13 protein-coding genes are annotated in these 17,170 nt (G+C 60.1%); 6 read left to right on the forward strand and 7 right to left on the reverse strand.

From position 1 onward, the window contains the following. Nucleotides 1-18: 18 nt before the first annotated feature. Both ABJ076_RS02040 and ABJ076_RS02045 read right to left on the reverse strand, forming a co-directional pair. Complete coding sequence (locus ABJ076_RS02040; protein WP_348186846.1) at nt 19-1,119, reverse strand: porin; 1,101 nt, start codon at nt 1,117-1,119, stop codon at nt 19-21. A 128-nt stretch (nt 1,120-1,247) separates the two neighbouring features. Then, nucleotides 1,248-2,126 carry a LysR substrate-binding domain-containing protein gene (locus ABJ076_RS02045; protein WP_348186844.1) on the reverse strand — a complete coding sequence of 293 codons (879 nt, stop codon included), beginning with the start codon at nt 2,124-2,126 and terminating at the stop codon, nt 1,248-1,250. A gap of 148 nt (nt 2,127-2,274) precedes the next feature. Here ABJ076_RS02045 and acdA point away from each other — a divergent pair, with 148 nt between their 5' ends. The 3 genes from acdA to ABJ076_RS02060 all read left to right on the forward strand — a co-directional run bounded on the left by acdA (nt 2,275) and on the right by ABJ076_RS02060 (nt 6,552). Beyond that, on the forward strand, nt 2,275-3,510 hold the full coding sequence (acdA, locus tag ABJ076_RS02050; RefSeq protein ID WP_348186842.1) for a 3-sulfinopropanoyl-CoA desulfinase: 1,236 nt from the start codon (nt 2,275-2,277) through the stop codon (nt 3,508-3,510). A 24-nt stretch (nt 3,511-3,534) separates the two neighbouring features. Next, nucleotides 3,535-5,142, forward strand: coding sequence for a thiamine pyrophosphate-binding protein (locus ABJ076_RS02055; RefSeq protein ID WP_348186840.1), 1,608 nt, complete (start codon nt 3,535-3,537; stop codon nt 5,140-5,142). A gap of 261 nt (nt 5,143-5,403) precedes the next feature. Beyond that, nucleotides 5,404-6,552 carry a Fic/DOC family N-terminal domain-containing protein gene (locus ABJ076_RS02060; RefSeq protein ID WP_348186838.1) on the forward strand — a complete coding sequence of 383 codons (1,149 nt, stop codon included), beginning with the start codon at nt 5,404-5,406 and terminating at the stop codon, nt 6,550-6,552. 40 nt (nt 6,553-6,592) lie between these two features. Here the strand turns inward: ABJ076_RS02060 and ABJ076_RS02065 are convergent, their stop codons facing one another. The 4 genes from ABJ076_RS02065 to ftsE all read right to left on the reverse strand — a co-directional run bounded on the left by ABJ076_RS02065 (nt 6,593) and on the right by ftsE (nt 11,380). Then, nucleotides 6,593-8,929, reverse strand: coding sequence for an adenosylcobalamin-dependent ribonucleoside-diphosphate reductase (locus ABJ076_RS02065; RefSeq protein WP_348186836.1), 2,337 nt, complete (start codon nt 8,927-8,929; stop codon nt 6,593-6,595). A 130-nt stretch (nt 8,930-9,059) separates the two neighbouring features. Beyond that, nucleotides 9,060-9,731: a YdcF family protein gene (locus ABJ076_RS02070; protein WP_348186834.1), complete on the reverse strand. Its 672-nt coding sequence runs from the start codon at nt 9,729-9,731 to the stop codon at nt 9,060-9,062. Further along, complete coding sequence (locus ABJ076_RS02075) at nt 9,728-10,633, reverse strand: hypothetical protein (protein WP_348186832.1); 906 nt, start codon at nt 10,631-10,633, stop codon at nt 9,728-9,730. Before ABJ076_RS02075 ends, ABJ076_RS02070 begins: the two co-directional genes overlap by 4 nt. Before the next feature lie 3 nt (nt 10,634-10,636). Then, nucleotides 10,637-11,380 (reverse strand): cell division ATP-binding protein FtsE, encoded by a 744-nt coding sequence (ftsE, locus tag ABJ076_RS02080; protein ID WP_348186830.1) that lies wholly within the window; start codon nt 11,378-11,380, stop codon nt 10,637-10,639. 212 nt (nt 11,381-11,592) lie between these two features. On the opposite strand from ftsE, the gene ABJ076_RS02085 reads away from it, so the two are divergent. The 3 genes from ABJ076_RS02085 to ABJ076_RS02095 all read left to right on the forward strand — a co-directional run bounded on the left by ABJ076_RS02085 (nt 11,593) and on the right by ABJ076_RS02095 (nt 14,358). Then, on the forward strand, nt 11,593-12,408 hold the full coding sequence (locus ABJ076_RS02085; protein WP_348186828.1) for a zinc-ribbon domain-containing protein: 816 nt from the start codon (nt 11,593-11,595) through the stop codon (nt 12,406-12,408). A 126-nt stretch (nt 12,409-12,534) separates the two neighbouring features. After that, entirely contained in the window at nt 12,535-13,422 is an 888-nt protein-coding gene (locus tag ABJ076_RS02090; protein ID WP_348186826.1) for a class I SAM-dependent methyltransferase, read from the forward strand. Nucleotides 13,423-13,446: 24 nt separating this feature from the next. Next, nucleotides 13,447-14,358, forward strand: coding sequence for a cyclic nucleotide-binding domain-containing protein (locus ABJ076_RS02095; RefSeq protein WP_348186824.1), 912 nt, complete (start codon nt 13,447-13,449; stop codon nt 14,356-14,358). Between the two features lie 25 nt (nt 14,359-14,383). Here ABJ076_RS02095 and ABJ076_RS02100 read toward each other — a convergent pair whose 3' ends face one another. After that, a complete protein-coding gene (locus ABJ076_RS02100) occupies nt 14,384-17,053 on the reverse strand; it encodes a TIGR02302 family protein (RefSeq protein WP_348186822.1) in 2,670 nt (889 codons plus the stop codon). Nucleotides 17,054-17,170 lie beyond the last annotated feature (117 nt).

A 17,170-nucleotide genomic window follows, 5' to 3' on the forward strand; every position in this document is an offset into this window, starting at 1 on the left:
CGGGTAAGGGGTACCCGATCAGAACTCGATGGTCATCCCGACCAGAGCCGCCGTTCCTTCGTTCTCGGAACCGGTCTCGTCCTTGAACTCGCTGTGGAACAGGCTGCCAACCAGGGCCACGCCCGGGCCAACTTCGTAGTTACCCGACAGCATGATCGTGTCGTTCTCGCTTTCACCTGCAACAGCGACCTGATCTTCAAACTCACCGTGATAGTAAGAGAGACTGACCGTCACCGGCTCGAAGGCGTATGCAACACCGATATCGAAGCCCTCGCCGTCGAGCGAGGTCGCGGTATCGGTTCCGCCGTCGGCATTGCCATCCGTATTGGCGTAGGATCCGCCAACCGTGAAGCCAGCATGGACGAACTCGAAGCCGACGCTGTAACCCTTGGCCCGGTCCGCAGTACTGTTATCCGGCGCGGATGCCGTCAGGAAACCGGCTGCCACAGCAAGTGAGGTGCCTTCACCGAAATCACGAATATAGTTCACGCCGATGCCGATACCGTTGTTGTAACGGTCGTCGCCTGGCTGTCCGTTGTTATCGCGCTCGAACTCCGGAATGTAGGACACGCCGAGCTGCAGATCCATGACGCGGGGCGAGTAGTAGGTCAGCTTGGTGGCCTTGTCCTCACCAAGGAACAGATAGGTAGACTTGAAAGCCGAATCGGAATCGCCACCGGTTGAATTGACGATCCAGTCATCGATATCCGCGTCGTTGATGCCGAGGCCGACATCGGGCGCGGCATAATGCATCTGGGCAGCGGCGTTATCGCGTTTGCCAAGCTCGAACCGGCCGAAGTCCGCCTCGACCCAGCTGTAGCTGTCCTTGATCTGCTCGTCATTGTTGGAATTGCCGTTCATTACGACCTCGACACCGACCTGCAGGCCGTTATCCAGCGTGGTGTCGCCGACAAAGCCAATTTCGGTGTCGGACTTGACATCAAAGCCGGACGTATCAGCCGTGCCGATATCATCATTGTCGGCATACCCGAAATACTGGGTCATGGAGCCTTCAATGCCGAGATGCAGTTTTTCCGCCGCATTTGCCGACGGCGCCCAGGCAACCGCAATGGTGGCGAACAAAAGCGGCAAGCCGCCGCGTCTGAGAGACAGGGTCAATGTAGTACTCCTTGGAAGAGATTTGCTCGCCGCAAAAAAGCGTAGAGCAATGGTGATCATTTTAAGTTATTGCGAATAATTCGCAATATCATTTTTGATGATACCTGATATTATGTTATGTTATAACATTAAAGCAAGCCGGTTAATGCTCGCACGAGCACGGCGGTAAGCGCGGACCGGGTCGAGGCGTGTCGCTCGACAACGATCACCCGGCGGCTCGCAACAGGGTCGCCGAAGGGCAGAACCCGGATCATCCCACGAGGGCTCGGACGTGTCTCAGGATCGAGCGCGTAGGCGGGCACCACGGCCACGCCGAGCCCGCAGGACACCATTTCGATGATCGGCTCGATCGCATCCAGCTCCATCGCCTCATCCACCGCGAGGTCGCGGTCGCGCAGGGCATGCTCGATGATCCGGCCAACGCCGGTGCGCCGGTTGAAACGGATAAAGGGATGACGCGTCAGCAGGTCCGTATCCGTCTCCCCGGCAAGCGCCGAAGGTGCGATCACGGAAAGCGGCTCCTCGAAGATCAGATGGTCTTTCAGCTCCGGCGGCAGACGATCCGGCGCAGTCAGGATGGCAGCATCCAGCTCCCCATGCGCGACCCGCCCCAGGAGACCCGAAGAAAGACCGCTTTCGATCCGCACCCGAAGGTCCGGATATGTTTCGTGCAGGCTGGTCAGCGCGTCGGGAAGGATTCCGGTGCTGGCTGTCTGAATCACGCCAAGCCGGAGCGTGCCTGCGATATGCCCATCGGGCTGCACCGATTGTTTCAGATCCTCGTACTGGGTCAGGATCGCCCGTGCCTGCGGGATCAGTGCGCTCCCCCGGTCGTTCAGCACCGGCGGCCGGCGGGACCGGTCGAACAGATCCGCACCCAGTTCCTGCTCCAGGGTCCGCATCTGCATGCTGACGGCGGACTGAGCCAGTCCGAGCCGGTCGGCGGCAGCAGCAAAGCTGCCCCGGGAAGCGACTTCCAGGAAAATCTGCAGGCGACGCAGGGACATCGATCTTTCTTCACTATTTCTGACTTTAAGTATCAGAAATATGCGCTTGCCTGAAGTTATTCCACGCCACACACTTCACGGAACCGTGAGACGCGCGTGACTATCGCGCTCCGCAAAGAACCAAGAATGCCCGCGTGAGGAAACAGCCATGTTTTTCGACCTGACCCCGGACCAGAAAGACCTGCAGGCCCGCGCCCGCGCGCTGGCAGCGGACGTGATCGCTCTCCGTGCCGCCGAGGTGGATCGCAGCGAGCAATATCCGTGGGACAATATCAAAGCGCTGACCGAGGCCGGCTTCATGGGCATGACCGTGCCGAAAGAGTTTGGCGGGCCGGGCCGCTCCTATCTCGACACGGTGCTGGTGATCGAGGAGATGGCAGCGGCCTGCGGCGTTACCGGCCGCATCGTGGTCGAGGGCAATATGGGCGCGATCTCTGCGATCATGACCTACGGCACCGAGGCCCAGAAGAAACTCGGCGCCGAGCATGTGCTCTCCGGCGACAAGCTGGCCATCTGCATCACCGAGCCGGATGCGGGTAGCGCCGCGACCTTGATGACCACTAGAGCTGACAAACGCGACGATACCTATGTGCTGAATGGCAAGAAGCACTGGATCACCGGCGGCGGCGTTTCCCGCCTGCATCTGATCTTCGCCCGCGTCTTCGACGAGGACGGCACCGAGCTCGGCATCGGCGGCTTCCTGGCCGACAAGGACAAGGCGGCGGGCCTTAGGATCGGTACCCGCGAGCCGACCATGGGCCTGCGCGGCATTCCGGAAACTGAAGTCATCTTCGAGGATCTGGAAATCCCCGCCTCCATGGCGCTGCTACCGCCGAGCGGCTTCAAACGCGGTTTCGCCGACCTGATGAGTGCCTATAACGCCCAGCGTGTCGGTGCCGGAACCGTGGGCATGGGCATCGCCGCCGGCGCTTACCGTCACGCCCTCGCCTTCGCCGGGGAGCGCGAGCAGTTCGGCCGCCCGATCGCCGAATTCCAGGGCCTGCAATGGATGCTGGCGGATATGTCCGTACAGCTCGAAGCCGCCCGCTCGCTGATTTACCGGGCAGCGGCCAGCGCCGAAGGCCCGAGCGCCCCGTTCCCGGATGCGACCCTGGCGGCGCAGGCCAAGATCATGGCCTCCGAGATGGCCATCAAGGTGACCACGGACGCGCTTCAGGTGTTCGGCGCGCGCGGTTATTCCCGGAACTATCCGATGGAACGGATGCAGCGGGACGCCCGCATGTTCACGATCGGCGGAGGCACAGCGCAGATCTTGCGCACCGTCGTCGCCTCCCGCATTCTCGAACGGAAATTGCCGCAAACCCGCGACGGCCACCAGCGTCTCGCTGAAAAAGAAACCGCCGCGCGCCTTGCCGCCGAATAGGCCCCGTCAGACAGGAACAGCCTCATGCGTATTGCCGATGTGATTGCCCGCCGCCTGTATGAGGCGGGGGTCCGCTATGCCTTCGGCGTGCCGGGGGGCGAGGTGCTGACCCTGGTGGACGCGCTGGAGAAGGCGGGCATCCGCTTCCTGCTGGCCAAGCATGAGAACGCGGCCGGTTTCATGGCCGAAGGCGTCTGGCACATGACAGGCGCGCCGGGCGTGCTGGTCTGCACCGTTGGCCCCGGCGCCGCGAACGCCATCAACGTCACCGCCAATGCAGAGCAGGACCGGGTGCCGCTGATCGTGCTGACCGGCTGCGTCGATGCGGGCGAAGCTGTCACCTACAATCACCAGGTCTTCGATCACACGGCGGTTTTCGGCCCGGTCACCAAGGCCAGCGTCACCATGCCGGAAAAGAACGCGGATGCGCTGATCGACAAACTGGTGCGCCTCGCCACGGCGGACCGGCCAGGCCCGGTACATATCGACCTGCCCATCGCCGTCGCCGCGAAGCAAGCCGAGGACAAGGCCCCGGTCAGACGCCCGGCACCCATGCCCTCAGCACCCGCGCCGGGAGACGCTCTGGATGCCGCCCGTGCCGCGCTGGCCAAGGCCGAACGCCCGCTGATCATCGCCGGGCTCGACGTGGTCAATCAGAACGCTTCCGAAACGCTGGCCGATTTCGCCCGGAAGTTCGGCGCGCCGGTGATAGCCAGCTATAAGGCGAAGGGCGTACTCTCGGAAGACAACCCGCTGTCCCTCGGCGGCGCTGGCCTGTCGCCGCTCGCCGACACGCATCTGATACCGGTGATCGAGGCGGCGGATTTCATCCTGCTTGCGGGCTATGACCCGATCGAGATGCGCCCCGGCTGGCAGAACCTCTGGGACCCGGCGGAGAAGACAGTCGTCGAGCTTCTGGCCGCGCCCGAATATTCCTACATGCATGACGCCACGATGACCTTCCATGCCCATGTCGGCGAAAGCCTGAAGGCTCTCAGTGACGGCATCACGCCGCGCGCAACCTGGCCCGGCACCATCATCGCCGACACCCGGTCGGCATTGGCAGGCGCCTTCGGCCAGAACGAGGCCTGGGGCCCCGCGGCCATCACCACAACCGTCCGCGCCAACACCCCGCCCGACACCGTGCTGACCATAGACAGCGGCGCCCACCGCATTCTCGCCAGCCAGGTCTGGGAAGCGCAGGTGCCGCACGCGGTCCTGCAATCCACCGGCCTCTGCACCATGGGCTGCGCCCTGCCCCTCGCCACCGGCGCCAAACTCGCCTCCCCGGGCAGGGCGGTGGTGGCCTTTACCGGTGACGGCGGCCTGGAGATGGTGCTGGGGGAACTGGTAACGCTGCGGGACCTGAAACTCCCGGTCATCGTCGTCGTCTTCGTCGACGCCTCTCTGGCGCTGATCGAGAAAAAGCAGCGGGAAATGAAATACGGCAATGCCGGGGTCGATATGGTGGAGACCGATTTCGTCACCATCGCCAACGCGCTTGGCGGCAAGGGTGTCTGGTGCGAAGACCGCGAGACGCTGGCCGAAACGGTGAAGGCAGGGCTATCGGCGGAAACGTTCACCCTCTGCGCCTGCCGGATTGATAGGCAGAGCTACGACGGGCGGATCTAGCCTCTTTAAGCACCCACTGACTGCTTGCTCCATCAAACTTACAAATCAACATATTGATTTTGAATTATTCCACCATACTAATTTTCTAACCTTTGTGAATCACACGAGGCATCCAGATGACACACAACATGTGTATCACCTCATGGATGATACGCTACACACGTTGCTTATCAGATTATAGAAAAAATGAGACGCAAAACATTTTGTGATTCAAACATGAGATGATACACATGTTGTGCGTCATTTTTCCGGAATTATGAGATGCAAAATAAATACAACATAAAAGATTACGGTCTCGAAGGTGCTGTTGAATATCACTATGGCCAGTTCCCTCCGAAAAGTCTCGATTATGAAAAGCTTATCAACCCATTAGGATCCGCAGCCTCCGCCATCGCCAAATATGATGCAGCCCTAAACAATCTCCATAATAAGCAGCTTCTTCTTGCCCCTCTCAAAAACAAGGAAGCGGTAATTTCCTCGCGCATAGAAGGGACCGTTGCGACACTTGACGAATTGCTGACTTTCGATGCGTACATCAGCGATAAGGACGATACGAAAGAACAGCAGATATACCGAAATGAAATTATCGAGGTCCATGCTTATACGCGCGCAATTTCCCATGCTTTTAAGCGCATGTCGGAAGGTCTCCCTATCAGCAGCCGGCTTATACGCGAAGCTCACGACCGAATGTTGTTTCTCGGAAGAGGAGCAGACAAACAGCCTGGAAAGTTCAAGCTAGAACAAAATTTCATTGCGGATAAAACTCAGAAGAAAATTCTTTTCGTTCCAATCAGCGCTGACAAATTAGAAGACGGCGTCAAAAATCTTGAAAATTACATAAACGACCCCGTGCCAAACCCGCTTCTCGCGACCGCAATATCTCATGCAGAATTCGAAGCCCTGCACCCGTTTAAAGACGGAAACGGGCGTATCGGGCGAATGTTAATCACCCTAACCATGTGGGACAAACACCTGATTGAGGGACCCTATTTTTATATCAGTGGGTATTTTGAGAATCATCGCGAGGAGTACATTGAACGGTTACGCCGCATTTCATCCAATGGAGAATGGACCGAGTGGTGCATTTTCTTCCTTGAAGCACTCGCAAACCAAGCGAATGAAAATATTGAAACAACACAAAAAGTCTCGTCTCTCTATGATGAGATGAAAGAAAGATTTAGAGAAGCCCTTGCATCCCAATGGCTTTTGCATGCCTTGGATTTCGTCTTCGAGAGGCCTGTATTTTCCACAACTCAATTCAAGCTAAGAAGCGGTATTCCTAACCAAACGGCGTCAAGGTTCACTAAAGCCCTCGCCGAGAACGGCCTCTTGAAGGTAGTTATACCAGGAGCTGGGCGCCGCCCCACATTGTACTCATTCGAGCCATTGCTTGAAATTGTCCGAGGTTAAGCAAGCCAACGCGCATTGACGTGCGAGAGACCTCAGCCCCTCACCCGCACTTCGAATAGCCGCAGGACGTGCAAAGGTCGCACCCTTCCTGCTTCATGAGCGAGACATCGCCGCAGGTCGGGCATTGGGCCGGAATCGGGCCACCGACGCCGCGGCCATCCATCGCGACGACCTTTTTCTTCCCGCCGAAATCCATTTCCATCGTGCTCGGGTCCTTCAGGAAGCCGATATCCTGCAGATGCTGCTCGATCACGCCGCCGATGGCCGCGAGCAGGGAGGGTACGTATTTGCCGCCCATCCAGCAGCCGCCGCGCGGATCGAAGACCGCTTTCAGCTCCTCGACCACGAAGGAGACATCGCCGCCGCGCCGGAATACGGCGCTGACCATCCGGGTCAGGGCCACGGTCCAGGCGTAATGCTCCATGTTCTTGGAATTGATGAAGACCTCGAACGGACGGCGGCGGCCGGCCTGGAGCACGTCATTGATGGTGATGTAGATGGCGTGGTCGCTCTCCGGCCACTTGATCTTGTAGGTCTTGCCCGGCAGCTCTTCCGGCCGGCCCAGCGGCTCGGTCATGTAGGCCACGCCCGGATCCGCCGCCGGGTCTGTCGTGGCTGACGCTTCCTGGTTCGTGTTCGCGGGCGTGTTGGCTTGAGCCGGGGACGCCTCTTCCTTCTTTTCGTCGGTCATAGTCAGGACCGAGCCTGTGATCTCGTTCGGACGGTAGGTCGTGCAGCCCTTGCAGCCCTGCTCATAGGCCGAGAGATAGACGTCCTTGAAATCCTCGAAGGAAATGTCGACCGGCACGTTGATGGTCTTGGAGATCGAGCTGTCGATGTATTTCTGAACCGCAGCCTGCATCGCCACATGGTCTTTCGGCGTCAGGGTCTGGACACTGACGAAGGCGTCCGTCAGCTCCGCGTCGTCGCCCTTCAGATGCTTGTACATCCGGTAAGCATAGTCCGAGACCTCTTCGGTCTTTCGGCTGCCATCCGGCATCAGCACGGTGCGGTTATAAGCATAGGAGAAGACCGGCTCGAGGCCCGAGGACACATTGTCCGCGACCAGAGAGATGGTGCCGGTCGGCGCGATGGAGGTCAGCAGGGCGTTGCGGATGCCATGCTCCCGGATCGCGTCCTGCACGTCCTGATCCAGCTCTTTCACCGATTCGCTGGCCAGATACTTGTCCGCGTCGAACAGCGGGAAAGCGCCCTTCTCCTTCGCCAGATCGACCGAGGCGAGATAAGAGTGACGGCGCAGCGCGGCCATCCATTTCTCCGTCATCGCCACCGCGTCCGGTGAGCCATAGCGCAGCCCGCAGAAGATAAGCGCGTCTGCTAGGCCCGTAACACCAAGGCCGATGCGGCGCTTGGCCTGAGCTTCGTGTTCCTGCTCCGGCAGCGGAAATTTCGAAGCGTCGACCACATTGTCCATCATCCGGACGGCGAGCGGCACCACACGGGCCAGCTCGTCCATATCCAGCTCCGCATTCTCTTCGAACGGGTTCTTCACGAAGCGGGCGAGGTTGATGGAGCCGAGCAGGCAGGCGCCATAGGGCGGCAACGGCTGCTCGCCGCACGGGTTGGTGGCGGCAATCGTCTCGCAGTAATGCAGGTTGTTCCGCTTGTTGATGCGGTCGATGAAGATCACGCCCGGCTCGGCATAGGCATAGGTCGCGGCCATGATCTTGTCCCACAGATCGCGCGCCTGCACGGTCTTGTAGACGGTGCCGTCAAAGACGAGATCCCAGGGATCGTCCTGCTTCACCGCGTCCATGAAGGGATCGGTGGCGAGGACGGAGAGATTGAACATGCGCAGCCGGGCCGGATCCTGCTTTGCCTCGATGAAGGCTTCCACGTCCGGATGGTCGCAGCGCAGCGTCGCCATCATGGCGCCACGGCGGGAGCCCGCGCTCATGATGGTGCGGCACATGGCGTCCCAGACATCCATGAAGGAGAGCGGACCCGATGCGTCCGCCGCCACCCCGTGTACCCGCGCGCCGCGCGGCCGGATGGTAGAGAAATCGTAACCGATGCCGCCGCCCTGCTGCATCGTCAGGGCCGCTTCCTTCAGGCCCTCGAAGATCCCGGCCATGTTGTCCGGAACCGTTCCCATGACGAAACAGTTGAAGAGCGTGACCTGACGGCCGGTGCCCGCACCGGCGAAGATCCGGCCGGCGGGCAGATAACGGAAATCGGCCAGCGCGGTATAAAACTTCTCCGCCCATGCCTCCTGATCGGTCTCGACCTCGGCGAGCGCGCGCGCGACACGATGCCAGCTCTCCTCGATCGTGCGATCGACAGGCTCGCCGTCTGCGGTCTTCAGGCGGTACTTCATGTCCCAAATCTGCTGGGAAACCGGGGCGATTGAAGTCATTCCGGGCTCGTCCGTTCTATCTCGTCAAACACTATATATAGCTGCGCGCTATCGGGAGAACGCTATATATATACACCATGATCACATGTCTATCGTGTCACGCCGAAACGGCAGCATAACACGATAAGCCTCACACCGGCATCATCGATGCAAATGTCACCCGCAGCCAGGCGGCCTGATATTTGACGTATTCCGATAGCATCAGGAAGCGTGACTCTGGCGATTTCCACCATTCGGCAAGGCCTGGATCGGCCGGACGCACCGGGTATTCGCTGATCTCGATATCCGGCATTGCCGCGCGGAACTCAATTCGCGAACGGGCCATGTGATAATTCGAGGTGACGAGGATCATTGAGTGATAACCGCCCGACGTCATCCAGTTGGCCGCTTCCTCGGCATTGCCGATGGTATCGTGCGCGCCATATCCGAGCGCCACACAGCAGTCCATTGTCTCGGCATCCAAGGCGACTCCACTCTCCGCCATGGCGGCGCGGAATTCGGACGGGCTGACGATATCGTTGACCCCTGTGACCAGTAACGCCCGCGCATGGCCTTCGAGCAACAGAGAGACCGCGACGGGAATCCTCCGGCTGCCTCCGGTGAGCACCACAATGGCATCGGCCTGGGGCGCGGCACGCGGTCCATCAGACGGCATATCGGCAAGAAACCAGAAAAACCCGCCAATCCAGAGACCGCCCGCGACGACGGCCACGACCAGAATTCCGGCGAGCCACCCCCTAAGCACCCCGACTTTCCAGTTCCGGCCATGTTTCCGGTTCTCCTGACGGCACTCCGCACTCACGGGTTCATCCTTCTGAGCGCACCCAACACGGAAAGTCGCGCGGCAATCCAGGCGACAAAGGCAACCAGCACCGGGGCGGACGCTATCAGAGCCCACTCGGTCATCCCGGCAGACAGCCCGCCGAACAGGGTCGGGATCAGGTTCGCGCTGTCAACAGCCTCGGGCTCCAGCGCCGCAGCGAGGCCAGCCAGTGTTGCAATGGCAAGAAACCCGCCAACCAGACCGCCGCGCAGCGCCATCTTCAGAACATGGGCCTGGAACTCGGACGCGATATAACCATCGCGTGCCCCGATCAGATGCAGGATCGCGATCACCTCGCGGTGAATCGAAACCGATGTGCGCACGGCGAAGATCACGGCGACGACGGAGGCACCCATGACCAGAGCAAGCACGGTCAGACCAAGCGCTTCGACCGCGCGGGTCAATTTCGCCACATGGCCCATCCACTGGGTATGTGCCTCGACCAGGGCGCCGGGAAAGAGCTCGCCCAGGCGCGCTTCGAACTGTTTCAGATCGACCTCCGGCGGGGAGGCGAAATGCAGATCGAACAGACGCGGCAGCGGCAGGTCCGCCGCGAGGTCGGCACCGAGCCATGGCGCCAGAAGCTCGGCGCTGCGGGAGGTATCCACACGCACCATACGGAGGATCCCCGGCAACTGCCGCATCATGCGCTCCGCCTGGCTCAAGCGCGGCGCATCGCTTCCCTCGTTCATCGTCGCCGGGATCTGCACCGTGACCACGCTCCCGAGGGCAAAATCCCAGCGCGCAGCGAGCTGGTGCGAGGTCACCGCGCCGACCGAGGCGAGCACGGCGAAATAACACATTATACCCAGCAGCCAGGGCAGATAGCGGGCGGATGGATCATGCGAAAGGGGAATGTCACCACGGGTCAAAAGAGCCATGCCTCAGCCCCCGCGGCGCTGCTGGCTGGAAGCGGCCGCGCCAGCGGTAGAGCCGACCGGACGAGGCGCGCTGCGCCTCCGGCCCGGCCCGCGCACACGGGTCACGCGCCCACCATCGACATTGAGACAGGGATGGTCAAAACGTTCCACCAGCGCCCTGTTATGGGTCGCGATCAGCACCGTGGTGCCCATTTTGTGCAGTTCCTCGAAGAGATAGAGCAGCCGGACGGCCACACCGTCATCGACATTGCCCGTCGGCTCGTCGGCGAGCAAGAGTTGTGGCCGGCCAATCACAGCGCGAGCAATGGCTACGCGCTGCTGCTGACCGCCCGAAAGCGTCTGCGGCAGGGAGTCGAAATGACCGGAAAGACCGACCCATTCAAGCAACTCCGGAACGTATTCGCGAATCGCCGATTCGCGTGCACCTGCGATGCGTAGCGGCAACGCGACATTGTCCAACGCGCTCAGATGCGGGATCAGCCGGAAATCCTGAAACACGATGCCGATGCGCCGGCGCAGCGCCGGAATACCATCGCGGCTGATGCTGGCCGCGTTCTGGCCGAACAGGGACAAACGCCCGCGCGACGGCTTGAGGCCGAGATACATCAGCTTCAGCAGGCTCGATTTCCCGGCCCCGCTTGCCCCGGTGATAAACTGAAACGAACTCTCCTCGACCGCGAAATTGACATCGCTGAGGATCGCCGGGCTCCCGGGATAGCGGAGCTCCACCTTGTCAAACTGGATCACGGCGCGGTGCGCCTCCCTTTCCCAGATACTGGGCCCAGACGCCGGAGCACCCCGCGATTATCGGATTCGCGGGATTTTCCGGTTGCTCACGCCCCCATGATTTCAGATCGTCACCGCTATTGAAAGCGTGGCCGTTGAAAGCATTTGGGACAGTAGGCGCGACCGTCGGCTTTGCCTATAGTAGCCGGACCGTCAGTGGACAACAGGATCACATGAAACTCACCTGTCCCGAATGTAGTCAGCCTTTCAGCGTACCGGACAACGCTATCGGCCCCAAGGGCCGGAAGCTCCGGTGCAGCAAGTGCAGCCACGAGTGGCATCAGACACTGGAAATGCTGGAAGAAAAAAAGGCATCCAAGCCGGCCGCCGAACCGGCTGCGGCCAAGCCGCGCGCAGCCGCACCTGACGGCGAAGAGGAAGAGGTCGTTCCGTTCGGACGATTCGGTAGTGGCGAGGCCGATCCCGACTCAGAACCAGCCTTCGAAGACGACGAACAGGAAGATCATGAAGGCGTTTTCGGAGCACCGCCGATCCCCCGCGGCCGCATGCCGCTATCCCGGCCTCCGAAGCGACGGCGCAAGGGACTCATAGCCGCAATCGCCGGTGTCGGCGTGCTGGTGATGCTCGGCATATTGTTCGGCGCGCGCGGTTCTCTGGTCGCCGCCTGGCCGCCGATAGACAGGCTCTATGCCTCGATTGGGCTCGGTGTTTCGGTGATCGGCGAGGAGCTGGTGATCCAGAATGTCGCCGCCTGGCGCAAGGCGGACGACTCGATCGAATTGTTGATCATCAAAGGAGAGATCCGCAACCCGACAGAACAGATGCAGACCGTTCCAACGCTGGCCGGCAAGCTTACCGGCAGTCAGGGCGACATCATGCAGGAATGGCTGTTCCGGGCGGAAAACCAAGTCATGCTTCCGGGCGAGAAGACCAGCTTCGAATACGAGCTGCCGCAACCCGGCGCCGATGCGGCCGAAGTCACCATCACTTTTTCAGAACAGGCTCTCGGCGGCGGCCTTGGATATTAGCCCAATTCAGCAGTACGAACCGCCTGTCCGAGTTCCTTTTGCGGCAAAGGCATAAGCCTGTATTAGTTGTGGGTAATGCCTGCGTAGGACCTACAGGCACTCTCACTCTGATCAGGAACCGCGACGATGGATGCCAATAAGGCCAGCTCTACAGCTTATACAGTCATGCAGGGGCTTTTGTGGGCATCGAATCAGCCGCAATACGCACCACTTGTAGACGCCGACATCAGTCAGTCGATACGGACATTCCTATCCGCATCCCCTGAAGGACGGCGCCGGATTCAACAAGTAGAAGGCGTAATCTCGACACGCATGCTGCGTATCTTCGAGAAACTTCTGGCGCCGAATATCAGCGTTCATTACGCGCTGCGGAAAAAATTCTTCCTGAGCAACGTTGAAAAGCTGATCGCATCAGGCACCCGGCAAGTCGTGAATATCGGCGCGGGCTTTGACCTTCTTGCCTGGAATTTGCACAAAAAATACCCGGACGTGAAGTTTGTCGAGATTGATCATCCGTCAACCAGTTACGAAAAGCTGGCGATCATCAATGCGGTTTCCGTCCCGGAAGCCAATCTGTCTTTCCTGGCTTTCGACCTTTCCGAGGAGGGTCTCTATACGGCGCTTTCCTCTCAAGACATAATCGAGCCGAACGTCTCCACGGTCTTCATTTGCGAAGGTGTGTTCATGTATCTGGATGAAGGCTCCGTCATCAATACCTTCAATGACATCCAGAAATTCGACCCTAAAGCGGCTTTCCTCTTCACCGCATTGGCGCCGTTCGGGTCCTCTGAAAATAATTCGACCTGGCTGCTGCGCACATACCTTCGGCTGAAAAAAGAGCCGCTTGACTGGTGTATCGAACCCTCGGCAATTGGGGCGTTTCTGACAGGCGTTTCCTTCAAGTGTGATGCCATTCTGGATGATGACAAAGCGTATCTGGAATATCTGTCCCAATCCTCGGAAACGGTGCTCCACAAGGGAGAATTCATGGTCTCCGCGACCTCAAGCATTTAATCGCTCCTCCGGAAAAGGCTCCCAATGCCTGTTCAGATTAAAATCGCTAATACGTCTGCCTTGCTGGATGAACTTTATAAAGTTCGGCACGAGGTTTTCAGCACCGAGGAAGGCCTGTTTGCGCCAAAACCCGATGGCCGGGTTTTTGACCGGTTCGACGCCTATCCAACATCCACGAATATCGTTGCGGTTATCGATGGCAGGGTCATCGGCGGAATGCGTATCACCCTTGATTCGGGCATCGGTTTACACGCTGATGATTATTACGATTACGAACCGATGATTCCAGCGGGCGCCGCCCGGGCGAGCCTGGGACACTTCTGTATTCTCAAACAATACAGATCGTCCCAGGTCGCATATGCGCTGATGTTGATGGCTTGCTATTACGGCTGCTCACAAAATACGGACTGGGTTTTGGCGCCAGTCAATCCGTCGATCGGGCGGATGCTGGGACGGATTGGCTTCAACAAGGCCGGCGACAGTTTCGAAGTACCCGGAATCGCGAGTAAAGTGCTGCCGATGATCCTGGACGTGCGTGATCTGCAGGACATCTTCATTGATTTCCTGCGCCAGAATGATCTCTACAACTTTCTTCAGTCCTATGAATGTCACGTCTTCAATCCGGACGAGACGATCATCCGTGCAGGGGATGTGGGCGATATGGCCTATGTCATCCTCGAGGGTGAGGTGAAAGTCTTACACCCGGTCGATAACAGTGTTCTCGCCACCCTTGGCGAGGGCGATATTGTCGGTGAACTCGCAATCTTCATGGATGATGTGCGGACCGCAAATGTGGTTGCCACCTCTCCCGTAAGAGCGATGACGCTGCATAAAGACATTTTCCTGGAGTTCCTGCGCTCCAACCCTGATGAAGCCCTCAATCAGTTGAAGCTGCTGGGGCGGCGCATGAAGGCAATGGTCGCCAGTTACGGCTGACACTCGTCTGAACGGGCAAGCCCGATCAGAACCGCTTCAGCAGACGCTCGATATAATCCAGCTCAAGGCTCGGCCGGGACCGGTCGCCCGAGCGCTCCCGCAGCTCATCGAAAATCCGCCGGGCTCGCTGTATATCGCTTTCCGTCGGGATCTCGACATCGTTGTTGTCGTTGAAACCGTATCCGGTACGCCGCCGGTTAAGAGGATCGCCGTCCTCAGTTTCGAAATCATCCTCATCCGCGCTCTGGGCGTTCGGGTTTTCCTGTCCCTGACCGTTCGCCATCTCGCGCAGGGCCTCGTTCAGGGATTCCGCACCTTGCTGCATCTGGCCGAGCGCATCGCCTTGCGGCCCGACAGCCTGCCCGGGCGCATTCTTGCCGAGCGCCTCAGTCGCATCGCGCATAGATTGCTCCGCATCACCGAAGCCCTCCGGGATCTGCCCGAGACCCTCGCCGACCTTGCGCATGAACTCTCCGAGCTGCTTGCGCAGCCGTTCCTGCATATCCGCAAGCTCCGCCGCCAGTTCCTCGGCCGTCATCTGGCCGTCGCCCTGCCCGGGTGACTGCCCCGGCTGCTGCTGGCCGTTCTGACCCTGTTGCTGGCCTGGTTGCTGCCCCGGCTGTTGGCCTCGCTGCCCCTGTTGCTGACCCTGCTGGCCTGGTTGCTGACCGCGCTGGCGCTGGTGCTGCTGGAAGGTCCGGTCCATCAGGTCACGCTGCTGCTGTGACAGGTCCTTCAGCTGGCGCATCATTTCCTGCAACGCCTGCTGCTGCGGCGACATCTGCTGCTGCTGCATGCCCATACGCAGGTTTTCCATCATCTGCTGGAGCTGCGAGAGCATCTGCCGGGCCGCGTCCCGGGCGCCGGTCTTCGCCATGTCCCGCATCTGGTCCAGCATCTTCATCAGATCTTCGCGGCGCATCATCTGGTTAGGGTCGATCTGCTGGCGCTGCATCTGGTCGCCACGCTGGGCCTGCTTCATCATCTGTTCGGCCATGGCCCGCAGATACTCGTCGATCGCCTGCTGCATCTCCTGCATCAGACGCTCGATTTCCTCATCACTGGCATCCCCGGCGAGTGCCTCTTGCAGCCTGCGCTCGACATCACGCAGCTTCCGCATCGCGGTGGAAACCTCGCCATCCTCGATCCGCAAGGCGACGTCCCAGAGCAAACTCTGCAGCGCCTCGATATCGTCCCCGTCGGGCGCCTTGAAATAAAGCCTGTTCGCAGCCGTCTTCAGGCCGAGAAACACAACAGTATCGTGGAAATAGCGACCCGGCCGAGCAGCGAGGGTCAGCAAGATTTCCGAAATATCAATGCGCTCTTCCGGCTCGGTCACAAGGCGCTTGCGCTGCTGGATCACGGCGATCGCAACCGGGTGATTGAAAACCCGCTCCGGCAATATAATGTCGGCCGGCGTGCTCGTTCCCGCCTGATCCAGGTCGTCCGACGCCTCAAGCGTGATCCGAACTTTGTGCCCAGCCCATGGGTGCGGGGTCAGATCGCTGAAACTGCGGCCTGTAATCTCCTTGCGCGCTCCAGCGACCACCGGCATGGCGATCTCGATGGGCTTCTCTTCAGTGACACTGCCGTCCTCAACGCGATGGATAAGCGCCCGGACCCGGGCCACCCCGTAATCGTCCGTCGCCTCGTAGCGTAGAACAAGCGCCTGTCTCTCGGACGCGGTCGGCGGTTCCATAAAGTCGACCGACGGCACCAGATCCGGCAGCACATTGATGCGCCATTGGGCAAGAGCCTCGTCATCCTGCATCACGGCAAGCCGCGTACCGCGAGAAATGGGTGTCTGTATCTGATGGCTTTCGGGCGCGATGGTCTCGAAACTGACCCGCTCCGAGGTGCCTTGCGAGGCACCTTCAGCAGTTTTGTCGGCGGTGCCCGCCTGAACACCGTCCTCAATAATCAGCTCCGGCGTATCCTCGCCCCCATTGACCGTTGCCAGGAAACGGCTGCCAATCGGGATCGCAATGGTTTCCGGCTCTGAGGGAGCCTCGGCTGATGTATCCTCCGACCGGATCGCGGAGCGGGAGAGCAAGATCGGCGCCAGCCCGGTGTAATCCGGCGGACTGACCCAGACATCGGCGAGCGAGGACGGCGCAGCGCCAGCACCCCGCAGTTCGGGCGTCACCGCTGCACGCAGCCGCTCGCCCGGATTCTGCCAGCCCGCGACCAGCCCCACGAAAAGAATGAGCCCGACAAGGGCGCGGAAGCCGAACGGGTCGAGCCGGACCGCGACAGGCTCCGGACTGCCGACATGAACCTGCCGGCGGACATCCCCAAGCCGCTTCAAATGCGCCTGCCAGAGGGCGGCTTCCGTCCGTCCGCCACCCGCGACCTCATCACTCAGTGCAGAGAGCGGCCGGTGCCGCAGCCCCGACCAGCTTTCCAGCCTGCGCAGGATCTGGTTCTCGTCGGGCCAGGAGAACGCGATGATTGCACGCCGGAATGTCCAGAGGAAAAGCGCAAGAACAATGGCAAGAAAGCCTGCCTGCAGCCAGCCACCACTCATTTGTCCAAGCGCCTGGGGCACCTCGATCAGGGAAAACCCGAGAAACAGTCCAAGCAGCGCAAGTGGCCACCTGAAGGCCGGGAAAAATCTTTCCCACGCCAGGACAAGGCCGGTCGTCCATACCTTCAATCGGTAGGAGAAGGAAACCGTCTGGGCATCATCACGCATGCAAAGACCCATCCCCGGCATAAAGCCGTGTCATCAGGGACGGATCCCGACCGCCTCCCCCGCTGGCTTAATCACCCGCGGCGGCACGGGAACCTGTCGATAGCTCATACTCTCCCG

Source organism: Nisaea sp., assembly GCF_039990255.1.
Classification (GTDB): domain Bacteria; phylum Pseudomonadota; class Alphaproteobacteria; order Thalassobaculales; family Thalassobaculaceae; genus Nisaea.